Source organism: Pseudomonas sp. FA117, from assembly GCF_057370475.1.
The window spans coordinates 390,780-401,582 of sequence record NZ_CM170675.1; the positions used below are offsets into that span (position 1 = coordinate 390,780).

The 10,803-nt window shown below is 64.6% G+C and carries 4 protein-coding genes; 1 reads left to right on the forward strand and 3 read right to left on the reverse strand.

The window, feature by feature from the left end; genetic code table 11:
• Positions 1 to 108 precede the first annotated feature (108 nt).
• The 3 genes from AC1TXO_RS01870 to aceE all read right to left on the reverse strand — a co-directional run bounded on the left by AC1TXO_RS01870 (position 109) and on the right by aceE (position 7,401).
• The gene (locus AC1TXO_RS01870; RefSeq protein WP_486404809.1) at positions 109 to 2,802 is read right to left on the reverse strand and encodes a putative bifunctional diguanylate cyclase/phosphodiesterase; all 2,694 of its coding nucleotides are present in this window, start codon (positions 2,800 to 2,802) and stop codon (positions 109 to 111) included.
• Between the two features lie 297 nt (positions 2,803 to 3,099).
• Positions 3,100 to 4,743 carry a dihydrolipoyllysine-residue acetyltransferase gene (gene aceF / locus AC1TXO_RS01875; protein WP_486404810.1) on the reverse strand — a complete coding sequence of 548 codons (1,644 nt, stop codon included), beginning with the start codon at positions 4,741 to 4,743 and terminating at the stop codon, positions 3,100 to 3,102.
• Positions 4,744 to 4,755: 12 nt separating this feature from the next.
• Complete coding sequence (gene aceE / locus AC1TXO_RS01880; protein WP_486404811.1) at positions 4,756 to 7,401, reverse strand: pyruvate dehydrogenase (acetyl-transferring), homodimeric type; 2,646 nt, start codon at positions 7,399 to 7,401, stop codon at positions 4,756 to 4,758.
• Positions 7,402 to 7,785: 384 nt separating this feature from the next.
• Between aceE and glnE the strand changes: the two genes are divergently transcribed.
• Entirely contained in the window at positions 7,786 to 10,719 is a 2,934-nt protein-coding gene (gene glnE / locus AC1TXO_RS01885; RefSeq protein ID WP_486404812.1) for a bifunctional [glutamate--ammonia ligase]-adenylyl-L-tyrosine phosphorylase/[glutamate--ammonia-ligase] adenylyltransferase, read from the forward strand.
• The last annotated feature ends 84 nt before the right edge of the window (positions 10,720 to 10,803 follow it).

Sequence of the window (10,803 nt, forward strand, 5' to 3'; positions counted from 1 at the left end):
TTCTTCGCCGGCAAGCCCGCTCCTGCAGCGTTGAATTACCCTGTAGGAGCGGGCTTGCCCGCGAAGAGGCCCGCATGGCCTCTATAGTGCCCGAGCTTGTCGCGTCTGTCAGGCCACTGGCCCGCGTGGATAGCGCCTGAGTTTGTCGACCAACTCGCGCCCGGGGATCGGCCGGTCGAACAGGTAGCCCTGGCCGACGTCGCAGCGGTGACGGCGCAGGAACGCCAGCTGCTCGGCGGTCTCGATGCCTTCGGCCACCACCTTGAGCTTGAGGTTGTGGGCCATGGCCACAACCGCCGAGGTGATCTCCATGTCGTCCTGGTTGTCGGGGATCTCGTTGATGAAGCTGCGATCGATCTTGATGATGTCGATGGGAAACTTCTTCAGGTAGCTCAGCGACGAATAGCCGGTGCCGAAATCGTCCATCGCCAGGGTAAGGCCCAATTGCTTGAGCTCGTCGAGCTGGCGCCGGGTGTCTTCGGTGGCCTCCAGCAGCAGGCCCTCGGTCAGTTCCAGCTCCAGCAGGTGCGGGGGCAGGGCTTCTTCCTTGAGGATGGCGCCGATCGAGCTGACCAGCTCCGGGTCGGAGAACTGCTTGGGCGACAGGTTGATCGCCACGTGCAGGTTACCCATGCCGGCTTCGCGCAGCTCCTGGCTCATCCGGCACGACTGGCGCACCACCCACTTGCCGATCGGGATGATCAGGCCGGTTTCCTCGGCCACGCTGATGAACTGGTCGGGGCGGATCATGCCGCGCTCGGGATGGTTCCAGCGCAGCAGCGCCTCCAGCCCCAGCAGGCGTCCGCTGCGCAGGCACAGCTTGGGCTGGTAGAAGACCTCCAGCTCGTTCTGGGTCAAGGCGCGGCGCAGGTTGTTCTCGACGAACAGCTTGTAGCTGGCCTCGGCATTGAGCACTTCGGTGAACACCTGCACCTGGTGCTTGCCGTTGGCCTTGGCCTTGTGCAGGGCAAGGCCGGCGTTCTTCATCAAGGTCTGCGGGTCGGTGCCGTGCAGCGGCGCGCAGGCAAGGCCTACCGAGGCGGTGACGTTGATCAGCTGGTTGTCGACGAACATCGGCTTGTCGAGGGTGCGCAGCAACTGCTGGGCGATGTTCTGGCCATCTTCCAGGCTGGTGTCGTCGAGCAGTACGGCGAACTCGTTACTGGCGAAGCGCGCCAGGCTGCCACCGCTGCTCAGGCTGTTGCGCAGGCGGCGGGCGAGGCTGATCAGCAGCTTGTCGCCGGTCTGGTGGCCGAGGCTGTCGTTGATGCGCTTGAAGTTGTCGATGTCTACCAGCAGCAGGCAGGTCGGGCTGCTGCCGTCGCGGGCAAAGCGTTCGTCGAGGCTGCGGATGAACGCCGGGCGGTTGCCCAGGCTGGTGAGGTTGTCGGTGTAGGCCAGGCGTTCGATGCGCTGCTGGGCGAGCTTGCTCTGGGTGATGTCTTCGTAGATGCCGATGTAGTGGGTCAGCTCGCGGTTGTCGCCGTACACCTTGGAGATCGACAACTGCCCCCAGTAGGGTTCGAGGCTCTTGCGCCGGCTCTTGAACTCGCCTTGCCAGCTGTTGCCGATGGCCAGGCTCGACGGCGAGTCGAAGAGGATCTGGCTGAGGTTTTCCAGCGCCGGCAGCTCGGCCAGGTGATGGCCCTGGACCTCGTCGGTGCTGTACTGGGTGATGGCGGTGAAGCTGGGGTTGACGTACTCCACCACGCCGTCGCGATTGACCAGCAGGAAGGCGCTGGCGCTTTGCTCCACCGCGCGCTGGAACAGGTGCAGGGCGCTGGTGGCGGTACGCCGGTTGTGGTTGGTGATGACCTGGGCGAACTGATCGGCCAGCTCGCCGGCGAAGGCGATTTCGTCGGACTGCCAGGCCCGTGGCTGGCCGGTCTGCTCCAGGCACAGCACGCCGACCACCTGGCCGTCGACGCGGATGCTGGCATCGAGCATGGCGTTGTCGGCGGTGTTGAGCAGGCCCTGGACCATGTCGCGGGTGCGCGGGTCGTGGCTGGCGTTGTGGGCATCGATGGCGCGGCTGGCATGCAGTGCGTCGAGGTAGTCGGGATACAGGCTGGCATCGATCGGTTGCGGCAGGCGATGGGCCTGTTCGTGCTGGAACCACGCGGTGATCGGCTCCAGGCGCTGCTCGTTGAGATACCAGATGCTGGCGCAGTCGAGCTTGTAGATTTCGCAGGCGCTGCGGGTGATCAGCTCGGCGGCTTCGAGCAGCGAGTTGCTGGCGCTGTAGCGCTGGCGTGCCAGGCGCAGGATCAGGTCCTGCTGGGCACGTACCCGCTCAAGGTGCTCGAGCTGTTCCTGCTGGGCGCGCTGGTTGAGCTGCAGGGCCAGTTGCAGGCGGCTGTTGCGCGACTCGAGATCGTTTGCGTCCTGGCTCGCGCTATCCTCGCCCTGGTCGTCCAATACCGTGAGATAGCCGCGCAGCAGTTGGCGGTTGTGCTGCTTGTACGCCTCGCCGGCTTCCAGCAGGCGCAGGGCGCCGGAGGCACCGTGCAGGGTGTAGCGCACGCGATAGTGGTTGCGCCGAGCCAGTTGCAGCTGGATTTCGTCGTGCAGCTTGTAGCGCGCCTCGGGTTCCATGAGGCTGGCGTAGGGCGAGCCGATCAGGGCGCAGAGGTCGGCGGCGGGCAGGCCGAACTGACGCTCGCAGGCCGGATCGAGGTAGAGCATCGCCCAACTGGCTTCGTTCAGCCGCTCGAAACGCAGCATCCCGAGCCGCGAGGGCACGGGTAACTGCGTCACGACCTCGGCCGCCACACGGCTGGCGGCATCGGGTTGGCTTTTCATCGAAGGCTCGCTTGAACAAGGCGGTTGGCGCGGTATGCCGCAGATGAGCGGCGGCGCGTTGAGCAAGGGTGCATCATGTCCCGTGGGCTGGCAAGCGGCCATATGGGAAGCTTCATGCAGGTTGTCGGCTGGAGCAGGGGAATCTGAAGGTCATGCGCCGTCCTGAAGCAGCGCGTGGCCCGCCACCAGGCTTGTTTTCGGCAAAAAAAAGCCCCGCCAGATCATGACGGGGTTGAGGTACGAGCGTGGCAGCTCGAAATCGGTGCCCGCCCCCGTGAACGGGGGCGGGGTGCAGCATTACAGCAGCAGCGTGCGGATGTCCGCCAGCAGGTCGCTCAGGCGCTTGGTGAAGCGTGCAGCGGCCGCACCATTGATCACGCGGTGATCGTAGGACAGCGACAGTGGCAGCATCAGCTTCGGCTGGAAGGCCTTGCCGTCCCAGACAGGCTGGATGGTGGCCTTGGAAACACCAAGGATCGCCACTTCCGGCGCGTTGACGATCGGCGTGAAGCCGGTGCCGCCAATGTGGCCGAGGCTGGAGATGGTGAAGCAGGCACCCTGCATGTCGTCGGCCGACAGCTTCTTGGTACGGGCTTTTTCAGCCAGCGCAGCCGCTTCGCCAGCCAGTTGCAGCAGGCTCTTCTGGTCGACGTTCTTGATTACCGGGACCAGCAGGCCGTCCGGAGTGTCCACGGCGAAGCCGACGTTGACGTACTTCTTGCGGATGATGGCCTTGCCGCTTGGTGCCAGCGAACTGTTGAAGTCCGGCAGTTCCTTGAGCAGGTGGGCACACGCCTTGAGCAGCAGCGGCAGGACGGTCAGCTTGACGCCAGCCTTTTCCGCAACGGCCTTCTGCGAAACGCGGAAGGCTTCCAGCTCGGTGATGTCGGCGGAGTCGAACTGGGTCACGTGCGGCACGTTCAGCCAGCTGCGGTGCAGGTTGGCAGCACCGACCTGCATCAGGCGGGTCAGGGCGACTTCCTCGACTTCACCGAACTTGCTGAAGTCGACGGCCGGGATCGGCGGGATGCCGGCACCGCCGGTCGCACCGGCTGCCGGGGCTTCCTTGGCCTTCTGCATCATGGCCTTGACGTAGACCTGCACGTCTTCCTTCAGGATGCGGCCATGCGGACCGGTCGCGGCAACCGCGCCCAGGTCGACACCGAATTCACGGGCCAGCTGACGCACGGCGGGGCCGGCGTGAACCTTGGCGTTGCTGCCAGCAGCCGGAGCGGTGGCGGCAGGTGCAGGTGCTGCAGCCGGGGCCGCGGCAGGTGCAGCAGCAGGCGCTGCTTCGGCCTTGGCCGGTGCAGGTGCGGCAGCGGCAGGCGCGGCAGCGGCAGCCGGGGCGGCGCCCGCGACTTCCAGCTTGAGGATCAGGTCACCGGTGCCGACTTCGTCGTCCAGCTTGCAGATCACTTCCTTGACCACGCCAGCGGCGGGCGAGGGGATCTCCATGGAGGCCTTGTCCGACTCCAGGGTGATAAGCGACTGGTCGGCTTCGACGGTGTCGCCGGCCTTGACCAGCACTTCGATGATCTTGGCCTTGCCCGACGAGCCGATGTCCGGCACGTGGATGTCCTGCACGCTGGCGGCTGCAGGAGCAGCAGCCGGAGCAGGCGCAGCTTCGGCAGCCGGCTTTTCGGCGGCGGCTGGCGCAGCAGCAGCAGGGGCCGCGGCGGCCGGAGCCTCGGGGGCAGCAGCGCCACCCTCGGCTTCCAGGACCAGCAGTTCGTCGCCTTCTTTCAGGCGATCGCCCAGCTTGACCTTCAGCTCCTTGATGACACCGGCCTTGGGGGCCGGGATCTCCATGGAGGCCTTGTCCGACTCCAGGGTCAGCAGGCTCTGGTCCGCCTCGATGCGGTCGCCGACCTTGACGAACAGCTCGATGATTTCACCTTCACCGCTGCCGATGTCAGGTACGCGAATGAGTTCGCTCACTTAAGTTACTCCTCAGCAGTCCAGTGGGTTGCGCTTGTCCGGGTCGATGCCGAACTTGACGATGGCGTCAGCGACAACCTTCGGTTCGATCTCGCCACGGTCAGCCAGGGCTTCCAGGGCAGCCAGCACCACGAAGTGGCGGTCGACTTCGAAGAAGTGACGCAGCTTCTTGCGGCTGTCGCTGCGACCGTAGCCATCGGTACCCAGGACCTTGAACTCTTTGCTCGGCACCCACTGACGAATCTGCTCGGCGAACAGCTTCATGTAGTCGGTGGAAGCGATGACCGGACCCTTGCGACCGTTCAGGCACTGCTCGACGTAGGTCTGCTGTGGCTTCTGGCCAGGCTTGAGGCGGTTGGCGCGTTCCACGGCCAGGCCGTCGCGACGCAGTTCGTTGAAGCTGGTGACGCTCCACACGTCGGCACCGACGTTGAACTCTTCACGCAGGATCTTCGCCGCTTCGCGGACTTCGCGCAGGATGGTGCCGGAGCCCATCAGCTGGACGTGGTGCGCGGCTTCGCGGGTGTCTTCTTCCAGCAGGTACATGCCCTTGATGATGCCTTCCTCGGCACCGGCCGGGATGGCAGGCTGCTGGTAGGATTCGTTCATCACGGTGATGTAGTAGAAGATGTCCTGTTGCTCTTCGGTCATCTTCTTCATGCCGTCCTGGATGATCACCGCCAGCTCGTAGCCGTAGGTCGGATCATAGGTGCGGCAGTTCGGGATGGTGCCCGCCATCATGTGGCTGTGACCGTCTTCGTGCTGCAGGCCTTCGCCGTTCAGCGTGGTACGGCCGGCGGTACCGCCGATCAGGAAGCCACGGGTGCGGCTGTCGCCAGCGGCCCAGGCCAGGTCGCCGATACGCTGGAAGCCGAACATCGAGTAGAAGATGTAGAACGGCAGCATCGGCTGGTTGTGGCAGCTGTACGAGGTACCGGCAGCGATGAACGACGACATGGCGCCGGCTTCGTTGATGCCTTCTTCCAGGATCTGGCCCTTCTTGTCCTCGCGGTAGAACATCACCTGGTCCTTGTCGACAGGCTCGTAGAGCTGACCGACCGAGGAGTAGATGCCCAGCTGGCGGAACATGCCTTCCATACCGAAGGTACGGGCTTCGTCCGGGATGATCGGGACGATGCGCTGGCCGATTTCCTTGTCCTTGACCAGTTGCGCCAGGATGCGCACGAAGGCCATGGTGGTGGAGATTTCGCGGTCGCCCGAGCCGTCCAGGATCGCCTTGAGCGTTTCCAGTGGCGGGGTCGGCACGCTGAAGCTCTTGGCACGGCGCTGTGGCACGAAGCCACCCAGTGCGGCGCGACGCTCGGCCAGGTACTTGGCTTCGGCCGAACCTTCTTCGGGTTTGAAGAACGGCAGGTGCTCGAGGTCGGCATCCTTGACCGGGATGTCGAAGCGGTCACGGAAGTGACGCAGGCTGTCGACGTCGACTTTCTTGGTGTTGTGCGCGGTGTTCTTGGCTTCGCCGGCACCGGTACCGTAACCCTTGATGGTCTTGGCCAGGATGACGGTCGGCTGTTCCTTGTGGTTCACAGCCTGGTGGTAGGCCGCGTAGACCTTGTACGGGTCGTGGCCGCCACGGTTGAGCTTCCAGATCTCGTCGTCGGACAGGTCTTCGACCATGGCCTTGAGTTCCGGGGTGTTGAAGAAGTTCTCACGGACGTACGCGCCGTCCTTGGCCTTGTAGTTCTGGTACTCGCCGTCGATGACTTCGTCCATGCGGCGCTGCAGGGCACCGTTGGTGTCCTTGGCCAGCAGTGGGTCCCAGAAGCGGCCCCAGACGACCTTGTTGACGTTCCAGCCACCGCCACGGAACACGCCTTCGAGTTCCTGGATGATCTTGCCGTTGCCGCGAACCGGGCCGTCGAGGCGCTGCAGGTTGCAGTTGATGACGAAGATCAGGTTGTCCAGCTTCTCGCGGCCGGCCAGGGCGATCGCGCCCAGGGATTCCGGCTCGTCGCACTCGCCGTCGCCCATGAAGCACCAGACCTTCTGCTTGCCGGCCGGGATGAAGCCGCGCGCTTCCAGGTACTTCATGAAGCGTGCCTGGTAGATTGCCTGGATCGGACCCAGACCCATCGAAACGGTCGGGAACTGCCAGAAGTCAGGCATCAGCCAGGGGTGCGGGTACGAAGACAGACCGTTGCCGTCCACTTCCTGGCGGAAGTTGTTCATCTGCTCTTCGTTGATGCGGCCTTCCATGAAGGCGCGGGCGTAGACGCCTGGGGAGGCGTGGCCCTGGAAGAAGATCAGGTCGCCGCCGTGTTCTTCGGTCGGGGCCTGGAAGAAGTAGTTGAAGCCGATGTCGTACAGGGTGGCGCTGGAGGCGAAGCTCGAGATGTGTCCGCCCAGGTCCGAATCCTTCAGGTTGGTACGCATGACCATGGCCAGGGCGTTCCAACGCACCATCGAGCGAATGCGGCGTTCCATGAACAGGTCGCCAGGCATGCGTGCTTCGTGGGTGACGGGGATGGTGTTGCGGTATGGCGTGGTGATGGCATACGGCAGCTGCGAACCACTGCGGGTGGCCAGCTCGCCCATGCGGGTCATCAGGTAATGAGCGCGGTCTTCGCCTTCTTTGTCGAGGACCGACTCCAGGGCATCCAGCCATTCCTGGGTTTCGATAGGATCGAGGTCTTGCATGGCTTGCTCCAGGGCGGAAAGGCAACCAGAATCGGAAGCCTGAGTTTGCGACTGGCCTTTTGGGCAGACGTCGTGAATTCTTGGATTTGCCGGAGAGTCATCCGGCGCCGTGTAGTTTTACTACAAATGCTTCGGCATTTCATGCTTTTGAGCAGTCGGGGGAGTAGTAATACTACAGAAAAACGGCTTGTGGCCGCCTTTCGGGTTGTGGAGAAAAACGTTCCTGTTGGTTGGTAGCGCACTGGCACAAGAGGTTTCTTGATGTTTCGTACCAATGATTCGAGTTTTTCAGCTATTTACAACTTTTGTATGACAGTCCAACCGCGGTCCGTCCTTCTTTTGTCCGTACCCACCCCTCTCTTTCACGCCGATCAAGGATAGACCATGCGCCTGCCTTTGCCGCTCGATCTGCCTGCCGCCCTGCAACCGCTGGTCGCCCGTAACCGACAATTCCTTCAGGAGGCGCTGGCGGCGCACCCGCAGCTCGACCCGCAGACCTTGAGCCCTGCGCACCGCCTGCAGTTCGACCAGGTGGCTGCAGCCAGCGACTTCGTGCTCGAACAGGTGCAGCGTGAACCGGCCACGCTGCTCGAGCTGGTTGCCAGCGGCGAGATGGATACGGCCTATGGCCCCGGTCAACTGCGCGCACATATAAAAGCGGCTGCCGACGCTGCGCAGAGCGAGGACGAACTGGCGCGCAACCTGCGCCGCGCGCGCAACCGCCAGCAGTTGCGCATCATCTGGCGTGACATCACGCGCCAGGCCGAACTCGGCGAGACCTGCCGCGACCTGTCGGAGCTCGCCGACGCCTCGATCGACGAAGCCTACCAGTGGCTATACCCGCGCCACTGCCAGCAGTTCGGCACACCGATCGGCAACCGCAGCGGCCAGCCCCAGCACATGGTGGTGCTGGGCATGGGCAAGCTGGGTGCAATCGAGCTCAACCTGTCATCGGACATCGACCTGATCTTCGCCTTCCCCGAGGGCGGCGAGACCGAAGGGGTCAAGCGCTCGCTGGACAACCAGGAATTCTTCACCCGCCTCGGTCAGCGACTGATCAAGGCGCTGGACCCGGTGACTGTCGACGGCTTCGTGTTCCGCGTCGACATGCGCCTGCGCCCCTATGGCTCGGCGGGCGCCCTGGTGCTGTCGTTCAATGCCCTGGAGCAGTACTACCAGGACCAGGGCCGTGACTGGGAGCGCTACGCCATGATCAAGGCCCGCGTGGTGGCGGGCGACCAGGTGGCCGGGGCGCAATTGCAGGAAATGTTGCGACCGTTCGTCTACCGCCGCTACCTGGACTTCTCTGCCATCGAGGCGCTGCGCACCATGAAGCAGCTGATCCAGCAGGAGGTGCGGCGCAAGGGCATGGCCGACAACATCAAGCTTGGCGCCGGGGGGATTCGCGAAGTCGAGTTCATCGCCCAGGCCTTCCAGCTGATCCACGGCGGGCGCGACCTCAGCCTGCAACAGCGGCCGCTGCTCAAGGTGCTGGCCACGCTCGAAGGCCAGGGCTACCTGCCGCCGGCGGTGGTGAGCGAGTTGCGCGAGGGCTATCAGTTCCTGCGTTACACCGAGCATGCGATCCAGGCCATTGCCGACCGCCAGACCCAGATGCTGCCGGATGTCGAACTCGATCGCGAGCGGGTCGCCTACATCCTTGGCTTTGCCGACTGGCAGACGTTCCACGACCAGCTGATGCAGTGGCGTGGTCGGGTCGACTGGCACTTCCGCCAGGTGATCGCCGATCCTGACGAAGAGGAAGCCGAGGGCGAACTGGTGGTCGGTGGCGAGTGGTCGCCGCTGTGGGAACAGGCCCAGGACGAGGAGGCCGCAGGCAGGCAACTGCAGGAAGCCGGGTTCAAGCAGTCCGGCGAGGCCCTGCGGCGCCTGGCCTCCTTGCGTGCCAGCCCGTCGCTGCGCTCGATGCAGCGCATCGGCCGCGAGCGCCTGGACGCCTTCATTCCACGCCTGCTGGCGCAGACCGTCGAGCACGACAACCCGGATCTGGTGCTCGAGCGCGTGCTGCCACTGGTGGAGGCGGTAGCGCGGCGTTCGGCCTACCTGGTGCTGCTGACCGAAAACCCCGGAGCCCTGCGTCGTCTGCTGACCCTGTGCGCGGCCAGCCCCTGGATCGCCGAGCAGATCGCGCGCTTCCCCTTGCTGCTCGACGAACTGCTCAACGAAGGCCGTCTGTTCAGCCCGCCGCTTGCGCCCGAGCTGGCTTCGGAGCTGCGCGAGCGGCTGACGCGCATCCCCGAGGACGACCTCGAGCAGCAAATGGAGGCCTTGCGCCACTTCAAGCTGGCGCACAGCCTGCGGGTGGCTGCCTCGGAAATCAGCGGCAACCTGCCACTGATGAAGGTCAGCGACTACCTGACCTGGCTGGCCGAAGCCATCCTCGACCAGGTGCTGGCCCTGGCCTGGCGCCAGACCGTCGCGCGTCATGGCCAGCCCAGGCGCAGCGATGGCAGCCTGTGCGATCCGAGCTTCATCATTGTCGGCTATGGCAAGGTTGGCGGCATCGAGCTGGGGCACGGCTCTGACCTGGACCTGGTGTTCGTCCACGACGGCGACCCGAACGCCGAGACTGATGGCGCCAAGCCCATCGACGGCGCGCAGTTCTTCACCCGCCTGGGCCAGCGCATCATCCACCTGCTGACCACCCAGACCAACTCCGGCCAGCTCTACGATGTGGACATGCGCCTGCGCCCCTCCGGTGCGTCGGGGCTGCTGGTCAGCTCGCTCGGCGCGTTCGAGCGCTACCAGCAGAACGAGGCCTGGACCTGGGAGCACCAGGCGCTGGTGCGCGCCCGTGTGCTGGTGGGCTGCAAGCAGGTCGGCAGCGCCTTCGAAGCGGTGCGCGCCGGCGTGCTGGGCAAGGCCCGCGATCTCGACGCGCTGCGCCAGGAAGTGAGCGAGATGCGCGCCAAGATGCGCGCCAGCCTGGGCAGCAAGAGCACCGCCGCCGGTACCGCCGACAACGCCTTCGAGTCCGGCCAGCCGTTCGATGTCAAGCAGGATGCCGGTGGTATCGTGGATATCGAATTTATGGTGCAATACGCCGCTTTGGCCTGGTCCCACGACCATCCGGCCTTGCTGCGCTGGACCGATAACATTCGCATCCTCGAAGAGCTGGAGCAGGCCGGGTTGATGCCCGCCGAAGACGCGATTTTGTTGCGCGAGGTGTACAAGACCTTCCGCTCCGCCTCGCACCGCCAGGCACTGCAGAAGCAGGCCGGGGTGATCGATGCCGGGCAGCTTGTCGATGAGCGCCGCGAGGTGCGGCGGATCTGGGGCGAGCTGGGTTTGAGCTGATTGCCGCACTGGCTTCTTCGCGGGCAAGTCCGCTCCCACGGGCCCCACAGATCTTGAGTACTGTAGGCGGCTGTAGGAGCGGGC

Bases quoted from the DNA above. Each gene is read 5' to 3' on its own strand.
- AC1TXO_RS01870 (WP_486404809.1), bottom strand. From the start codon at position 2,802: ATGAAAAGCCAACCCGATGCCGCCAGCCGTGTGGCGGCCGAGGTCGTG.
- aceE (WP_486404811.1), bottom strand. From the start codon at position 7,401: ATGCAAGACCTCGATCCTATCGAAACCCAGGAATGGCTGGATGCCCTG.
- glnE (WP_486404812.1), top strand. From the start codon at position 7,786: ATGCGCCTGCCTTTGCCGCTCGATCTGCCTGCCGCCCTGCAACCGCTG.